Annotated in this window: 15 protein-coding genes; 9 read left to right on the top strand and 6 right to left on the bottom strand. The window is 56.8% G+C overall.

Features of this window, described 5'->3' with window-relative positions; translation table 11 throughout:
- Positions 1–100: 100 nt before the first annotated feature.
- Complete coding sequence (locus tag EJQ19_RS10165; protein WP_126141100.1) at positions 101–1,444, bottom strand: FAD-dependent oxidoreductase; 1,344 nt, start codon at positions 1,442–1,444, stop codon at positions 101–103.
- Positions 1,445–1,577: 133 nt separating this feature from the next.
- On the opposite strand from EJQ19_RS10165, the gene EJQ19_RS10160 reads away from it, so the two are divergent.
- From EJQ19_RS10160 to EJQ19_RS10140, 5 genes are all read left to right on the top strand, one after another.
- Positions 1,578–2,612: a LacI family DNA-binding transcriptional regulator gene (locus EJQ19_RS10160; protein WP_126141099.1), complete on the top strand. Its 1,035-nt coding sequence runs from the start codon at positions 1,578–1,580 to the stop codon at positions 2,610–2,612.
- 51 nt (positions 2,613–2,663) lie between these two features.
- On the top strand, positions 2,664–3,680 hold the full coding sequence (locus tag EJQ19_RS10155; RefSeq protein ID WP_126141098.1) for an RluA family pseudouridine synthase: 1,017 nt from the start codon (positions 2,664–2,666) through the stop codon (positions 3,678–3,680).
- A gap of 21 nt (positions 3,681–3,701) precedes the next feature.
- On the top strand, positions 3,702–4,661 hold the full coding sequence (locus EJQ19_RS10150; protein ID WP_126141097.1) for a D-2-hydroxyacid dehydrogenase: 960 nt from the start codon (positions 3,702–3,704) through the stop codon (positions 4,659–4,661).
- 438 nt (positions 4,662–5,099) lie between these two features.
- Positions 5,100–5,294, top strand: a complete 195-nt coding sequence (locus EJQ19_RS10145) for a hypothetical protein (protein ID WP_126141096.1) — start codon at positions 5,100–5,102, stop codon at positions 5,292–5,294.
- A 169-nt stretch (positions 5,295–5,463) separates the two neighbouring features.
- Positions 5,464–6,504 carry an ABC transporter substrate-binding protein gene (locus EJQ19_RS10140; protein ID WP_241242831.1) on the top strand — a complete coding sequence of 347 codons (1,041 nt, stop codon included), beginning with the start codon at positions 5,464–5,466 and terminating at the stop codon, positions 6,502–6,504.
- A 75-nt stretch (positions 6,505–6,579) separates the two neighbouring features.
- On the opposite strand, the gene EJQ19_RS10135 is transcribed toward EJQ19_RS10140, so the two are convergent.
- Positions 6,580–7,422: a 1,4-dihydroxy-6-naphtoate synthase gene (locus EJQ19_RS10135; RefSeq protein ID WP_126141095.1), complete on the bottom strand. Its 843-nt coding sequence runs from the start codon at positions 7,420–7,422 to the stop codon at positions 6,580–6,582.
- Position 7,423: 1 nt separating this feature from the next.
- On the bottom strand, positions 7,424–8,062 hold the full coding sequence (locus tag EJQ19_RS10130) for a futalosine hydrolase (RefSeq protein ID WP_126141094.1): 639 nt from the start codon (positions 8,060–8,062) through the stop codon (positions 7,424–7,426).
- A gap of 203 nt (positions 8,063–8,265) precedes the next feature.
- Here EJQ19_RS10130 and EJQ19_RS10125 point away from each other — a divergent pair, with 203 nt between their 5' ends.
- The 4 genes from EJQ19_RS10125 to EJQ19_RS10105 all read left to right on the top strand — a co-directional run bounded on the left by EJQ19_RS10125 (position 8,266) and on the right by EJQ19_RS10105 (position 11,069).
- Positions 8,266–8,871, top strand: a complete 606-nt coding sequence (locus EJQ19_RS10125) for a DUF2087 domain-containing protein (RefSeq protein ID WP_126141093.1) — start codon at positions 8,266–8,268, stop codon at positions 8,869–8,871.
- A gap of 445 nt (positions 8,872–9,316) precedes the next feature.
- Positions 9,317–10,327 (top strand): glycosyltransferase family 2 protein, encoded by a 1,011-nt coding sequence (locus tag EJQ19_RS10115; RefSeq protein ID WP_126141091.1) that lies wholly within the window; start codon positions 9,317–9,319, stop codon positions 10,325–10,327.
- A complete protein-coding gene (locus tag EJQ19_RS10110) occupies positions 10,324–10,770 on the top strand; it encodes a GtrA family protein (RefSeq protein WP_241242830.1) in 447 nt (148 codons plus the stop codon). Before EJQ19_RS10115 ends, EJQ19_RS10110 begins: the two co-directional genes overlap by 4 nt.
- Before the next feature lie 20 nt (positions 10,771–10,790).
- The gene (locus EJQ19_RS10105; protein WP_126141090.1) at positions 10,791–11,069 is read left to right on the top strand and encodes an alpha/beta-type small acid-soluble spore protein; all 279 of its coding nucleotides are present in this window, start codon (positions 10,791–10,793) and stop codon (positions 11,067–11,069) included.
- 75 nt (positions 11,070–11,144) lie between these two features.
- Here EJQ19_RS10105 and EJQ19_RS10100 read toward each other — a convergent pair whose 3' ends face one another.
- The 3 genes from EJQ19_RS10100 to EJQ19_RS10090 form a co-directional block, all read right to left on the bottom strand.
- Positions 11,145–13,817, bottom strand: coding sequence for an alpha-L-rhamnosidase (locus EJQ19_RS10100; protein WP_126141089.1), 2,673 nt, complete (start codon positions 13,815–13,817; stop codon positions 11,145–11,147).
- Positions 13,817–14,728: a nucleoside hydrolase gene (locus EJQ19_RS10095; RefSeq protein ID WP_126141088.1), complete on the bottom strand. Its 912-nt coding sequence runs from the start codon at positions 14,726–14,728 to the stop codon at positions 13,817–13,819. Before EJQ19_RS10095 ends, EJQ19_RS10100 begins: the two co-directional genes overlap by 1 nt.
- Before the next feature lie 71 nt (positions 14,729–14,799).
- A complete protein-coding gene (locus EJQ19_RS10090; RefSeq protein ID WP_206438396.1) occupies positions 14,800–16,362 on the bottom strand; it encodes an alpha-L-fucosidase in 1,563 nt (520 codons plus the stop codon).
- Positions 16,363–16,371 lie beyond the last annotated feature (9 nt).

Below are 16,371 nucleotides of genomic sequence, written 5' to 3'. Positions count from 1 at the left end.
CCTTTACGCATCTCGCATTAACCAATGATGCCATTGGCTAAAAAAAAGAACAGCTGCCGATTACGGCAAACTGTTCCTTGTTTCGTTCGTATTACCCGACCTATTTCAGCAGCGCCCCCGCCGCCTCTAGCACCGCTTGCAGCTCCGCGACATCGATGTCCGCTGGCAGCACGCCGTGCTTGATTGCCAGCCCCGCCGCCGAACCGGCCGCCTGACCTGTCGCCATACAGCTTGGCGTCAAACGTGTCGTGGCGAGTGCCTCGTGGCTCGTCGAGATGCAGCGCCCTGCGGTGAGCAGGTTCTCGATCTTCTTCGGCAGCAGGCAGCGGTACGGAATGTCATAGGCGCCGTCGCCTTTGACCCAAGCCGCCGTTACGCCTTTGCCAGATGGATCGTGAATGTCGATCGGATAGCCGCTGCGCGCGATCACATCGTCAAAGTGGCGTCCCTCCACGACGTCGCTGACCTGCAGCGCGTACTGCCCGTCGATGCGCCGCGTTTCGCGAATGCCAATCTGTGCGCCGACATTGGAGATCGAAGCTTTTTCAAAACCAGGCAGGTTGTTACGCATAAACTCCGCCACCATCAGCACCTGCTTGCGTCCCAGTTCCTCCGCTTCGGTCAAATCCTCCACGTTCGTGCCGTCCAGCCCTTGGACACGCGTCGTGTTCACGAGCACTTCATCCGCCTCCGGCCCGGTGAAAAACAGCACCTGATCCCGGTTGATCGGCAGGTTCGCTTCCTTCCAATGCTTGAAGTAGCCAAGCACGCCGGATAAGGGCAATTCGGCCAGTTCGTCGAACGGCGTCTTTTTGTAAAACTCGTCCGGATGGTCGATCATATACTGCTTCACCCGGTCCAGATCGACACCGCGCATGCGGAATTTCATCGTCATCGGCTGCGTCAGCTTGTCGCCGTCACGCCCTTTGAGGCAAGGCGCCCCCGACAAATAAGCCACGTCCGCATCGCCCGTCGTATCGATGAACACTTTGCCGCGTACGTCGATTTTGCCCGATTTGCTCGTCAGTTGTACCGATTGGATGCGGTTATCTACCGTCTCCACGCTGTCGACAAAGCTGTGCAGCAGCAGCTTCACGCCCGCCTCTTTCATCATATCCACCGCGAGCACCTTGTAAATTTCCGGATGATACGGCGTAATCGTGTTGACAAAGCCTACCGTATCGCGCAAGTGCCCCGGCGAAGCGTTCAGCGCCATCAGGCGGTCGATCATTTCCTGGGCAATCCCCGCAATAACCTGCTTGCCTTCCGTCGTATGGAACGTCATCCATGGATACACGAGCGCCGCCGTCGACATCCCGCCAATAAAGCCGTATTTTTCGATTAAAACGGTTTTCGCGCCGCTTCTCCCCGCTGCAATGGCAGCGTTCACCCCCGCCGGTCCTCCGCCAATGATGACAATGTCTGCTTCTATCGTTTTGTTCATTGCTCTCGCGCTCCCCTAAGTAAAGTTCGTTGCTACTTCTTTCAGTATAAGTGTAAATTAAGCTTCAGATTAGTTTAAAATTAGTTTAAAATTAATAGAAACAACACGTTTAAAAGAGGAGACGACCCAGACCATGCGCAAGCGAATTACCCTGCAAGATTTGGCCGATCAACTTGGGCTTACGATCCAGACCGTATCCAAAGCGCTGCGCGGACTGCCCGGCATGTCGGAGCAGACGCGAAGCGAAGTGTTCAGGCTCGCACGCGAGCTTGGCTATATGACCAAAGAGCAGAAGCAGACGCTCCAACACGATCTCATTTCGCCATATCCGACCGTACAACGCCGGTTTGTTCTCGTCCAAAACAAGCTCTCGCTTAATTTCAACCGTTTGTTGCTGCAAGGTCTGCATGAAAGATTCATGGAATTCGGCCATACCGTACAGCCGCTGCTGATGCCGGCCAAGCTCAAGGCGTCAGACTTCGATGATTGGGCTGAGGAGGCGGGATTGCCCTATGCGGAAGGTGTTTTTATCGCGCCGCGGATGAATTTCGACCTGCTTGAGCACAAGCTGTTGGAGCTTCCCCTCCCCCGCATCCTGCTTAACTATCCACCGCCCGAGGCGAGAGTGGATAGCGTCATCTGGGATGTGTATGAAGCGGTGTTTCAGGCGGTGCGGCGGCTTCTGCGCCTGGGACATCGCAACATCCTGTATGTGGGCGACACGGAGAGCCAGCGCGGATTTGTGCTGCGGTGGCAGGCTTTCGGCGAGGCGATGAAAGAAGCCGGATTAGCAGCAGTTCCGGACGAGCATGCCATCCGGCGGGATGGCACGGAGCGGTGGCTTAAGGAGGTGGAAGCGCTTCTGCGCATGCGCAAGCCGACGGCCATCATCTGCGGCATCGACGAGGAGACCGCGCCGGTGTACCACACGCTGCGCAGGCTGGGCATCAGTGTGCCGCAGCATGTTTCGCTCGTAGCGCTGCTCAATGAGCAGACCGACACGCTGCCGCTCCTCTCCCGCCCGCAGCTCGCCATTCGAGAAGCCGGCTACCGCGCCGCCGATCGCATGCTGTGGCGGATCGCCAATCCGCATCTGCCTTTTGAGCAGGTGCGGGTGCAGGGGGATTTTAGCATGGGGAGTACGATTCAGCGGTTGTGCATGATATAGTAGATAGAAAGATTGGACCGGAAGGTTTGATCCCCATAGGAGGTTAATTTCATGCATAAAAAGCCAAACGCACGCCCCTCGCGTCCCGCTGCCAAATCGGGCGCGAAGCCTGGCTTCTCCCCGCGCGCCGCGCAAAGCAAAGGCGTTCAGGTCAAAAGCACGGCCACGGAGGCGAACGTTCGCCAATATAGCGTAAAAGAGCCGCAGGAGCTGCTGCCTTTTCTACTTACAACGCTGAATCAAGGCCGCAATGCGGTCAAAGCGATTCTTGCGCGCGGTCAAGTCGCCGTGAACGGGAAAGCCGTCACCGCCTACAATTATCCGCTTCAGCCCGGTCACACGGTGTCCATCAACAAGGAGAAAATCGTGGAGGATATTCCGCTCGCCGGCATGGCGATTTTGCATGAAGATGAGGATGTCATTGTCGTTCACAAAGACGCTGGACTGCTCACGATTGCAACGAATCCCGAGGAAAAAGAAATCACCGCCTACCGCCAGCTGACGGCGCATGTACGTCATCACAACCCGAAAGCACGCATCTTCGTCGTGCATCGCCTGGATCGCGACACCTCGGGCGTCCTGCTGTTCGCCAAAACGGAAGAAGCCCAACAGCGTCTGCAAACGACGTGGCAGGACAGCGTCAAGGAACGCACGTACGTTGCGCTTGTGGAAGGACATGTGAAAAAGCCCGAAGGCACAGTCGCCTCCTGGCTCAAAGAGCATCCCAAGTCGCTGAAAATGTACTCGACGCCGTACCCGAACGACGGTCAGCACGCCGTGACGCACTATAAAACGCTGCAGACGAATAAAAGCTTCTCGCTGCTGGAGGTCCAACTGGAAACGGGACGCAAGAATCAGATCCGCGTCCATATGCAAGACATCGGCCACCCCATCGTCGGCGATAAAAAATACGGCTCCCGCACGAAGGAAATCGGCCGGTTAGGCCTTCACGCCCGCGTGCTCGCGTTCGTGCATCCGGCGACCGGCGAGGAGATGCGGTTCGAGACGCCGGTGCCGAAGATGTTTTTGCGACCTTTTCAGGAGCCTGGGCCTGGCGTGAAAAACTGATTAAAGAGGGGAGCAACCAACGTGAAAATCGTTGTTTTGGACGGATATACGCTCAATCCGGGGGATTTGAGCTGGGGAGCGCTGCAGGAGATGAGCAGCGAATGGATTGTCTACGATCGCACGGCGGTGCATGAGATCGCGGAGAGAGCCGCCGGCGCCGCCATCGTGCTGACGAACAAAACGCCGATCAGCGCGGATACGATGCGAGCGCTGCCGGCGCTGAAGTACATCGGCGTGCTCGCCACCGGCTATAACATCGTGGATACGGCGGCAGCGTGGGAGCGCGGCATCATCGTCACGAATGTGCCGGCGTACAGCACCCACTCGGTCGCGCAGACCGTGCTCGCCCTGATGCTGGAATTCGCGAATCGCGTCGGAGCGCACAGCGCAAGCGTGCTGCAGGGCGAATGGGCGAATTCGGATGATTTCAGCTACACGGTTGCACCGCTCATGGAGCTTGCCGGCAAAACGATCGGCCTCGTCGGACTCGGCCAAATCGGCAAACAGACCGCAGCGGTGTGCACCGCGCTGGGGATGAAGGTCCTGGCCGTCGGCAGCGGCCGGCGGGCGCCGGAGCCGATCGACGGCGTGGAGTGGACGACTCTCGAGGCGCTGCTCCAGCGCTCGGACGTCGTCTCGCTCCACTGCCCGCTTACCCCGGCGACGCAGGGGCTGATTAATCGCGAGCGGCTCGCGCTGATGAAGCCGGGCGCGCTCTTGATCAACACCGCGCGCGGCGGGCTGCTCGATGAGGCGGCCGTCGCGGCTGCGCTGAACGAGGGCCGCCTCGCCGGCGCCGGGCTGGACGTGCTCAGCGTCGAGCCGCCGAGCCCGGACAACCCGCTGCTGCACGCGCGGGGCGTGATTATCACGCCGCACATCGCGTGGGCGACTTTGGAAGCGCGGACGCGGCTGATGGCGATCGCGGCGGACAATGTGCGCGCTTTTCTCGCCGGAGCGCCGGTAAATACAGTTGGCTAATCGAACCGCCAGGCACGGGGGTGCTTGGCGGTTTTTTTGTTGTGCTGGTCCGGCATCGGGCGCTCTCCGAATCGCAGCAGTAGTGCTTGAGAACATCGGCCTTGGGCACGGAGACAGTAAGCCTTATAGGAGATGAGTGAGCTGCGCCCTGATGAGGCGGAGAATAACGCCGATCCCTCTGCTGTAAGGGATGCCAGGGGCTAAAAGAACACAACACCTGCATAATGTACATCAAATTCGCATGATTCGGTGGTTTGGCATGCAAGAACCTGCATTTCATACATGTAAAATGTGCCCTCCCCTTCCAAAACCGGGTTAAACGGCAGCTTCGGCGCATTTTTGCTGTAGGTTATGCAGGTTCTAGGCTGATTTTCACCCCTTTAAGCGGAATTTGCTGTAGATTTTACATGATATGTGTAATCGGAAGGAGAGTGGCTTGTGTGGCAAGATGAGGCGGCGGGAGGAAGCTTATTTGGCAGGGAACCGGGAGGCAACTTGCTGGAAATAATGGCGGGGGGACCGGGAAGTAACTTGTTTGGCGAGTATGGCGTAGACACGGGAAGTAGCTTGTTTGGCGAGTATGGCGGGGAACGGGAGGCAACTTGTTTGGCGGGTATAGCGGGGACACGGTGAGGCAGCTTGTTGGCGGGTATGGCGGGGACCGGTGACAGAGCCGATGAAGGCGATTGGCGAATTCAAAAGTCCTTCATCCCCCAAAGCAAAAAAATAGTTGACATTTATAATGATAATGATTATCATTTTCATAAAATTAAAACCATATATTTTTCTAGGGGGAACACACTTGAAATCGCCGATCCAACTTTTCACTTTCGCCTTATCCGCATTGCTGCTCGTTGTCATGACCGCATGCGGCTCCGGCAACAGCACTAGCAATTCCAGTGCAGGCACGGCAACGCCAGCCGCTTCCACTGCAGCTTCCGCTGCTCCTTCTGCAGCACCCACCGGACCCAAAACAATCAAACACGGGCTCGGCACAACGGAAGTCAAAACGACGCCAAAACGCATCATCGTACTGGAATGGACTTATGCGGAAGATCTAATCGCCGTTGGCGTACAGCCTGTCGGTGTAGCCGACATTAAAGGCTACAAAGCCAACGTTAATGTGTCGACGCCGCTGGCCGATACGGTTGTAGATGTCGGTACGCGCCAGGAGCCCAATCTTGAGACCATCACCGGCCTAAAACCGGATCTGATTATCACGGCCGCGTTCCGCTCTCAGAAGAACTACGACGCGTTAAGCAAAATCGCGCCTACCATCGCTTTCAACCCTTACCCGGCTGAGAACGAAGGCGACCAATACACAGAAATGGAAACAACGTTCAAAACGATCGCTGACCTCGTTGGCAAGAAAGCCGAAGCGGACAACGTGTTGGCCGACCTTCAGCAAACGTACAAAGCTGCTGCTGACAAGCTGAAAGCTGCCAACAAAGCAGGCGCCGAGTTTGCCCTTACGCAGGCCTATACGAATCAAAATGCCGCTGCCTTGCGCCTTTTCGCCGACAATTCCATGGTCGTCAAAATTTTGGAAAAAATCGGGCTGAAAAACTCGTTTAAATCAAGCAAGTTTGAGAACTACGGCTTCTCGCTCGGCTCTGTCGAGCTGCTGACGCCAATTCAAAATACGAACCTGATCTACATCGTCCAGGACAACGACAACGTCTTCGAGAAGCAATTGAAAGACAATGCCGTCTGGAAAGGCCTCACGTTTGTAAAAGAAAACCGCACCTTCAAGCTGCCGCAAAACACGTGGACGTTCGGCGGACCGCTCTCCGCGAAGGTGTTCGTGGATCAAGCAACGACGGCTTTGCTGACAACCAAATAAGCCTCAGCTAGCACAAGAGGGCGTCCCGCCCAGCCTAACGGCTCGGGGGACGCCCTCTTTCTTGTTCGTGCTAGCCTATTTCAGCAGCGCAGCATAGTCCTGCTGCGGCACAAGCCCTTCCTCCGCGGCGCGCTGGAGCAAGGTGAGCACCGCGGCGTAGCCGCTGTCGCCGAGCTCCGCCGTGAACGCGTTCACGTACAGGTCGATGTGCGCCTGCGCGACCGCGGGGTCCATCTCCTGCGCGTGCGCCATCACGTAATCGCGCGACGCCTCGGGATGCGCCCAGGCGTACTCGACGGACGCGCGCGCCCATCCCGCCAGCGCAGCAAGATCCATCGAACGGCGCGCCACAATGGCGCCAAGCGGAATCGGCAGGCCGGTATCCTGTTCCCACCAGTTGCCGAGGTCGGTGAGAAGCGCTAACCCGTAGGACGGGTACGTAAAGCGCGCTTCGTGAATGACCAGGCCGGCGTCGATCCGGCCGTCCCGCACCGCCGGCATGATCTCGTGGAACGGCATGACGACGATCTCTCCTACGCCGCCCGGCACGTGTTGTGCCGCCCACAGGCGGAACAACAGGTACGCGGTCGAGCGCTCGCTCGGCACCGCGACCTGGCGGCCGCTGAGCGCCGCCGGTGTCGGCGCCTCTGCGCCGTCAGGACGCGTCAGCACCAGCGGACCGCAGCCGCGGCCCAGCGCGCCGCCGCAAGGCAGCAGCGCATAGTCTTTCAGCACCCACGGCAGGGCCGCGTAGGAAATTTTAAGCACGTCCGGACCTGTACCATCCGCCGCCAGCTTATTCGTAATATCAATATCCGCATACAAGACATCGAGCGTCGGAGCGCCCGGAATCAAGCCATGCGCCCAGGCATGGAAAACAAAGGTATCGTTTGGACAAGGTGAAAACGCAATTTTCATATTAAAGCACCTCCGCTAAGACTGAACCTGCTGCTTCTAACGCTTGCAATGCATCACCGATGCGCCACGCATCGCGATCCCGCGGACCTACGCGGTTGGAAATCGTGCGCACCTCCAGCACGGGAACCCCGAGGCGCTGCGCCGCCGTCGCCAGCCCGAAGCCTTCCATGGCTTCGGCTGCCGCGCCAGGCACACGCGCTGCCAGTGCCGCCGCGGTGGCGGCCGTGCCCGTGGCCGTCGCCACGGTCAGCACCGGCCCCGCTTGCGCCGGGAGCCCTGCGGCCTGCAGCGCGGCGGTCGCGCGCCGGGCCAGTTCCTCGGCGACAGGAACGCGCGACGCCCCGAAGCCCAGCTCCTCAAGCGAGCTGAAGCCGTCCAGCAGCTCTGAGCCGAGGTCTGCTGCAACGATCTCGCTCGCCACGACGATCGAGCCGACCTCGGCTCGTCCCTCAAAACCGCCGGCGATCCCGGCGATCAGCAATAAATCATAAGGCGCCTTGGACAGCGCCAGCGCCCCGTTAACCGCGCTGGCGGCTAGCCCTACGCCCGCCAATGCATATTCAAATCTCGGATCGTCGCCGAGTCCGCGCCGAATGGCGTCCTGCTCAGGCGCGACCGCTGTCATGACCAACACACGCATCTGATAAATCCCCTTTTCCCATCAACTTGCTTATCTTCTATTGTACATGACCTGTTTCGAATAAGAAACTTTTCCTGTCTGCCTCCAAGAAAAAGTAGACAGCTCAACTGGAAAAGTCCAGTTTGCGTACTTGACATTCATAACTCATTTAATTACTATCTAATTAGATATTTGTTAAATCAATTAAGAAGGAGTTCCCCTCCATGCAATTAGATAAAATCATCCTCTACCACAAAGCGCTCGCCGACCCGACCCGGATTCGGCTGCTCATTCTGCTGGCAGAAGGCCCGCTGAACGGGCAGACGCTCGCCGAGAAGCTTGGCGTCACGCCTGCGACCATTACGCATCATGCCGCCAAGCTGCGCGAGGCGAACCTTGTTCATGAGCGCCGGGAGAAGAACACCATATTCTTCGCCATCAACGAAAAGCAGCTGCGCACAAATGCGCAAGCCGCGAACGACATTATTTTTCGCCAGCGCCAAGGAGGCCAGGAGTCCATGCCCAACGACAATCTGCAATCCAGTCTGGAACAGTCTGTATTGCGCAACTTTTTTACACAGGACGGCAAGCTGAAGCATATTCCCGCTCAGCTCAAGAAAAAACTGATCGTCCTCACCCACCTCGCCGGCCAGCTTGAGAAAGGCCGCTCCTATACGGAGAAAGAGCTGAATCAGTGGATTCAACGCTTCCATCCCGATTTTGCGCTGCTGCGCCGGGAGCTGATCATGCACCAGTTTATGTACCGCGAGCAAGAGATTTACGAGCTCAATCCACCTGAAATGTGGGCGAAATGGGAGCTTCTCGGCTAACGGTACCTCGTGCGCGGATGGACACGTTCACCTATTTTCTTTTGCGCCATCAGGGCGTTCATCCATACCTCTCCTAGTCACCTGACATATAGTAATCTTGTGAAGGGAGGGATTGGCATGGGTTATGGTTGCGGCACTCCAGGTTACTCCGGTGCTTCTGTAGTTCTCGTATTGTATATCCTCTTGGTCATCGTTCTGGCTACTTTCGGATTCGGATGGTAATCACTTCCCCCCCAATAGCAACCACTGCTTAGCTGTTCCCACTGCTCTTGGGGGAGCCCCCACAATGACAAACCAAGCGGCCGGTGCGATATTCTCGTGCCTGCCGCTTACGTTTTCCCCCGGTAATACGTTATAATGAAAGCTTAAGGGGCTTGGACGCGCATGATTGCGGTGTACAAGCTTCCGTTAGACCTTATCTGAAGCAGGATGGAGACGAAGATTTGTGGCTAACCCAATCTTAACGATCGTGGTTCCTTGCTATAACGAAGAAGAAGTGCTGCCGGAAACGGTATTTCGGCTCAGCGCGATCCTGGACGGTATGATTGCGGAGGCATTAATTTCCGCCGACAGTACGATGCTGCTTGTAGACGATGGCAGTAAAGACGCAACCTGGCAGCTGATCGACCGTTTTCACGAAGCCAATACATTCGTAACCGGGCTAAAACTTGCCCGCAACGCCGGCCATCAGAGCGCGCTCCTAGCAGGCCTTATGCAAGCCAAAGCCTACTCCGACTGCGTTGTATCGATCGACGCCGATCTGCAGGACGATACGGATGTCATCCGCGAGTTCGTCGTGAAGTACCGAGAAGGCTATGACATTGTCTATGGTGTGCGACAGGACCGTTCGTCGGATACGTTGTTCAAGCGGGCAACGGCCCAGGGCTTTTATAAACTGATGACCTCGCTAGGGGTCAAAATCCACTACAATCACGCGGACTTCCGCCTCATGAGCAAACGGACGCTGGACGAGATGGAACGGTTCCAGGAAGTAAATCTGTTTCTGCGCGGCATCGTGCCCCTGCTTGGGTTTCCCTCTACGCAGGTGTATTACGACCGGAAAGAGCGTTTTGCCGGAGAGTCCAAATACCCGCTGCGAAAAATGCTCGCTTTTGCCTTCGACGGCATAACCTCGTTCAGCGTTACACCGATCCGCTTCGTGACCGTGCTCGGGTTTCTACTGTTCGCGCTGAGCGTCGTGGCCGCCATTTATGCGCTCATCGGCAAAATCGTCGGCGCCAACGTCACCGGTTGGACGTCGCTCATTTTATCCGTCTGGTTCATCGGCGGCGTACAGCTCCTGGCACTCGGACTCATCGGCGAATACATAGGCAAAATCTATAAAGAAGTGAAGCACCGCCCGAAATTTGTCATTGAAAAAAGGTTGCTGGCCCCCGCTGCGCTTGAAGATGCGCCTGCTCCTCCCGCCTCCAGCTATGCAGGTCGGCACAGATGAACAAGCTCTCGCGACTGCTGACCGGCAGTTTTGCCCGCTTTCTGCTCGTCGGTCTGCTTAACACGCTGGTCGGTCTGTCCGCCAGTTTCATGCTGTTTAATTGGCTGCAACTCAATTATTGGGCTTCCACGTTCGGCGGCAATACGATCGGCGCGATGGTCAGCTATTTCCTGAATCGCACCTTTACATTCCGTTCAACGGCTCGCATAGGGAGCTCTTGGTGGAAATTCGGACTCGTCATTCTCGTCTGCTACGGCCTATCCTACGGAGCCAGCTGGGGGCTGGCCTCGGCCGTCGCGGCGCTGTTTCCATCCGCTCCCGAGAAATGGCTTCATAACGCCGCCATTCTGGCGGGCAACGGGTTGTATACGATCGGCAACTATTTCGGGCATAAACTTTTCACGTTCCGGGCTCATGGGATAAAGGAAGGCAGGGCAACCTAACCTCCAAGAGGTGATGCCTGATGGCACGAAGAAGAAGCAGCCGGGCGATGGTTCCCGGTGCAAGCGAAGGACTCGGCATGCTGAAAGCCCAAGTCATGAAAGAGCAAGGGTACGCCGTCGATCCGGCGCGGCCCGATCTGGTAAAATACGAAGTCGCGCGCACGCTCGGCGTTCCGCTCCAGCCCGGCTACAACGGGCAGTTGAAGTCCGAGGATGCCGGCCGGGTCGGCGGGCCGATCGGCGGCGCCATGGTGCGCGAGCTTGTGCGGATGGCACAGCAGCAGTTGGCGAAGAAATAGCCAAGCATCTAAAGCGCTTGACAAGAAAGACCTTGAGGACGTCCTCAAGGTCTTCTTCTATGATGAATGCCACTATTAGAACCTCACCGCTGTCCCGGTAAACTTGTAGGTACCCGACCCAAGCTCCACTTGCGTTCCTTCCGCGCCCTCTATGAGCGTGATTTCCGAACCTCCCTCATTGGCTTTAGCACCGTCCATGCTTACGTTTTGCGCCGGAACGAGCACGCTTGCCGTCGTATTGGCCGGAATCTCCACAGCAACCGTCAACTCTCCCGCTTCGGACAGCGACCACGCAACGGCAATTCGACCGTACAGCGACTCATAGGAAGCTTTCACATAAGTCAGATGGCCGCCCGGCTGCGGACGGATAATGGCATGGCGGAAACCTGGGGCGGAGGCGTCCGCTTCAATCCCAGCCATGTACCGAAACATCCACTCCCCAACCGAGCCAAGGGAATAATGGTTGAACGAGTTCATCGATGGCGTTTGGAAGCCATTCTCCGTAGTCCAGCCGTCCCAACGCTCCCAGATTGTCGTAGCTCCATGCAAAATGGAGTACATCCAAGACGGGAAAGCCTTCTGGGTCAAGAGCGTATAGGCGACATCCAACTCTCCGCAATCCGTCAAGGCCGGCAGCAAATAACCTACGCCGAGGAAACCCGTGGATAGCCGGTCGCCGCGCTCGCGGATATTGTTCGTTAGGTGTCGGACGGCGAGAGGCTTCAACCCCGGCGTGAGCAGTCCAAACTGGAGCACCAATACGTAGACGGTCTGGGTGTCGCCTTGAATACGCCCGTCGCTTTGTACGAAAGCCTCGCGGAAAGCCCTGGCAATGTTCGCGAAGTGCGTCTCGTACAAGCGTTGATCCGCCGGCCGACCAATCACGCCGGCAATTTGTGAGAGTACCTTCGTGCTATAGGCGAAATAGGCGGTTGCAAGCACCTCCTTGGGCGTATCTGCATCGATCGAAAGCCAATCCCCGTAATTGGCGTAATCCGGACGAATCAGATTATCCGTACTGTCCGTCAAATAGGCAACCCAGCGAACCATGGCCTCATAATGCGTCTGCAGGATTCGCTTATCGCCATACATCATGTACAGCGTCCAGGGAATAATGACCCCCGCATCGCCCCACCCCGCATTATCCGGAGCAAACCAGTTCAGACGTGTGTTCCACATTTTGTGACGAATCCATCCCGCGTCCGGGGCAACGTCCGTGAACGCGCCGGACGGCTGTTGGCAATCGATCATGTCCTGCATGTATTTGGTGAAAAAACGGGAAACGTCCATATTATAGGAAGCTGTTCGCGCAAAAATCTGGGCATCCCCGGTCCACCCGAGCCGCTCATCGCGCTGCGGGCAGTCCGTCGGCACGGACAAGAAATTGCCTCGCTGGCCCCAAGTAATGTTCGCATACAGCTGATTCACCATGTCATCCGATGTTTCGAGCGCACCCGCAGTCGGCGTATCGGAATGAATGACCTTGCCGGTAATTGTGTGCAAATCCGGTTCTCCCGGATACCCGATCAGCTCTACATAACGGAAGCCGTGGAAAGTAAAGTGCGGCTCGTACTTCTCTTCTCCGTCTCCCTTGAGGATATAGTGATCCTGCTGGACGGCAACCCGCAGATTGTCGAGATAGAGGGAACCGTCGGGATTCAGCATCTCTGCATGGCTTAACGTGATGTGCGTACCGGCCGTTCCCTGTACGTTCACTTCCGTCCACCCCACCATGTTCTGTCCCATATCGAAAATATAGCTGCCCGCTTCCGTTCTTCTTACAACGATCGGCTTCATCGTTTTCATAATTCGTATCGGAGGCTCGACGGCTGCCACGAGCAAACCATTGTAGCCCGAGCGGATATCCGGGGTCTCCCAGCCCGAGTCGTCGAAGCCAGCCTGGTCCCAGCCGACTTGCTCCAGCCTAGCATCATAGGTTTCGCCCTTGATCAGGTCGGAATAGCGAATCGGTCCTTCCGTCGTCCGCCACGCAGCATCCGTTGCGATCATGTCCCGGCTGCCGTCCTCGTACTCGATGCATGCCTGCAGGAGAAAGAAGGGTCTTTCCCCATAGACGTGCCTGCCCAAAAAGCCGACCGTACCCGCATACCAGCCGTCTCCGAGGATGACCCCGAAGACGTTCCCGCCTTCCGCAAGCTGCTCCGTCACGTCATAGGCATGTACCTGAACGCGCTTGTCATAATCCGTCCAGCCTGGAGCGAACAAATGGCCAACCTGCTGCCCGTTCACTTTGAGTTGAAATAAGCCCAGTGCCGTGACGTAGACCATCGCGCGGCGAATGCCGGAACGAACTGCGAATTCTTTACGCAGGAACGGCGATGGCTGCATGTTCAGCCCAGGCACCGCTTTGCGGCCGATCCACTTCGCCTGCCATTCCCCGCGGGAGAGAATCCCCATCGACCAGCATGCCGGCTCGCTCCATGCCGAGACATTCCCCTGCTCATCCCATATGCGAACCTTCCAAAAGTATGGCTTTTGAGATTGCAACGATTTGCCTGCATAGACGACTTGAATCGAGTCGTCCGAATCCACCTTGCCGGAGTCCCACTGATCTCCCCGATCCAGGTCCAGAAGCTCCTTCGAGGAGGCTACGATAAGTTGATAGGCGCTCTGCCGAACGTTCCTCCGATCTGTTTCCAACTGCCAGAAAAAGCGCGGCTCCGGGCAATCCAGCCCCAGTGGATTCGTCAGATATTCGGTTTTACATGCGGTCACGCTTACTGTCATCAGGGAAGCCTCCTTTCGATGAGCTCGAACAAGGCCAGTTTGGCGTAAAAGTCTTCCAACGTAAAGCGGGAATCCACATACCGGTAAACCCTAATCTTGCGCGCCCCCGGCTGGGGCACATATCGCTGATCCTGCCCGATCAGAGGTGCTTCCAGGAGATCATACTCGAACATATGGTCATCCAGCAAAAGTGACACGGCAGGCGAATCGCCCAGGCACCACATTTCTCCCTTCGGCCACCGCGGCTTGCCTCCCCATGCCAGATTGAATTCTACCAGCTGATCGAACAAATATTTGCCGATTTCCCCATGCGGCCTCACCCGAACGGCAAGCTCTGCCAGGCTTACCCGAATCATGGAATAGACGTTCTTCGGTACCTGCCACAACGGTATCGGCGAGCGGAGCACAGCGTTGGCCGCTGCGACATCGTTGCCGAGATTGAATTCCTCCCCACCCTCGGGATACGTGCCGCCGCCAATCCATACAGCCGTCAAGCGTTCCGCAATGCGCGGCTCCTGCAAGTAGGCTGAAGCCAGATCGGTAAGCGGACCGAGAAAAATAACGTAGAGCGGAAGCGGATCTTCGCGTAACGCTTCCCGAATGATCAGCTCGGAGCCCGCAGAGGGAACCGGCGTCTTGTCATCAGGGAGAGGGGAAGAGGCTCCCTTGCACACCTGAATGTGTGATCCCATCCCCATTAAACCAAGGACCTTGTTGATTTCTTCATAGGAATCCTCCATGGAGGTAGCGCTTCGCTCCCCGAAGTGCGCCGCAATCATGCCGGAGATGCGAAAGCGCGGCGTCAGCAGTGCATGAACGATCGCATATTGGTCGTCCGCCTCATTTTTGGCGTCCGTATTCACGATAAGCCGAATCTTTTTTTCCTCTGGAACCGCATAAGGCCAATGCATACCATCATTCCTTCTCTTAGATTTAACGGCCGATTTCCTCTCTCGGAAACTCGGCCGTTGCAACGAAGCCACTAGCGATGGACCGTTCCGTCCAGCACAAGCTTCACAATCGTGTCGACAGTCTGCCAACAGGCTTCCGGTACGGATATCGTTATGCCATCGTCATCCTGCTTGAACGTCAGACTATCGGACGACAGTGTTTGGCAGGCAAGCACCTTCCCCTCGAGCGGAGGCAGCTTCACGTCGCGGAATGCCTGCGGATCAAGTATGTGGACATACACGATGTTCTCACGGCAAGTCGTTCCATATACGCCATCTACCGGCTGCCAAGGGCCTCCGCGCGTGCCATAGACGCTCTCACCGTTCGCGTGCATCCACTCCCCGATGCGAAGGAACAGCTGCACTTGATCCTCCGGAATCACGCCGTCCTGATCCGGCGTGACGTTGAGCAGCGCGTTGCCGTCACGGATGAAGACATTCAGGATCAGATCCATCACTCTTTCGAACGGCATCGCCTTGTTCTCAGGCCGCCATGCCCAGGAGCCAGCGATACTGAAGTTTTTCTCCCATGGAAAAGGAATGATCGATCCGTTGACATCGTGCGGGCCCTCGTCGCAGGAGAAATCCCCTTCCCAGCCGGAGCGCTCGTTGATAACAGCCTTCGGGTTGTATTTCCGAACCATGCGGTTCAGGTGGATCGGCTCCCACAGCCATGCCCCGCCTGCGTCCGAGCCCTTATGCGCCAGCCATGAACCGTCATACCAGAGGATATCGATCTTTCCGTAACGCGACATCAATTCCTCGATTTGATCGTAAGCCTGTTTTTTTAACAGCAGGGCGTTATCGTACTTCTCCACCGGCTCGAAGTAGCCGGGAAATCGCCAATCGAGCGGCGAATAATACAGCCCGACCCCCAGCCCTTGCTCCCGCGCCGCATCCGTATAGGCCTTCACGAAATCGCGCCTGGCGTTCGCCTGCATCGTCGTGAACTGCCCGTAGCTGCCCGGACTGTCCCAGAGGGAGAAGCCGTCATGATGCCTTGCCGTCATCACCATATAGCCCATGCCGGCATCCTTCGCCAGCTTCGCCCATTGCCTTGCATCGAACGCCTTCGGGTTAAAGGACATGGCGATTTTCCGATAGTCATCCTGGGGAATTTGTTCATGATGCATGACCCATTCCCCGCGCCCAATGATCGAATAAGCGCCCCAATGGATAAACATCCCCAGCCTGGCATCACGCCACCAGTTAAGGTCCTTTTCGGATAGCTTAAGCTCCGGACATTTAATCCCGTCGGTGCTCTTGAACCTGACGTTGCTCTTCAGCATCGAAGCTAACTCCGCCCCGCTCATGGGAGACGGTTCGCCGTTCGAATAGGAGAGCCCTAGCTTCGCGATCTTTCTCCGGTTTGACTCGTTGTACATCAGCTTTTTGACTTCTTGCAAGGAAAACCAGTACGTATCCTCCGAATTTAGTGTCGATTGGTACAGATTAATCTTCCCTGGATATGCTTCAAGCAGTTCATCTGTCAGCCCATCCAGTTGCGCCCGAAGGTGAGCCGTCTTCTCTTCCGAGGAGAGATGGCCGGTGTTCAGAAATTTTTCTACGAAATCGAGTTCGAATTGTGTTAGCATCCTTTCCGT

Origin of the sequence: Paenibacillus whitsoniae (genome assembly GCF_003955665.1) — a bacterium.
GTDB lineage: Bacteria > Bacillota > Bacilli > Paenibacillales > NBRC-103111 > Paenibacillus_E > Paenibacillus_E whitsoniae.
This window is presented reverse-complemented; position numbering and strand designations above follow the sequence as displayed.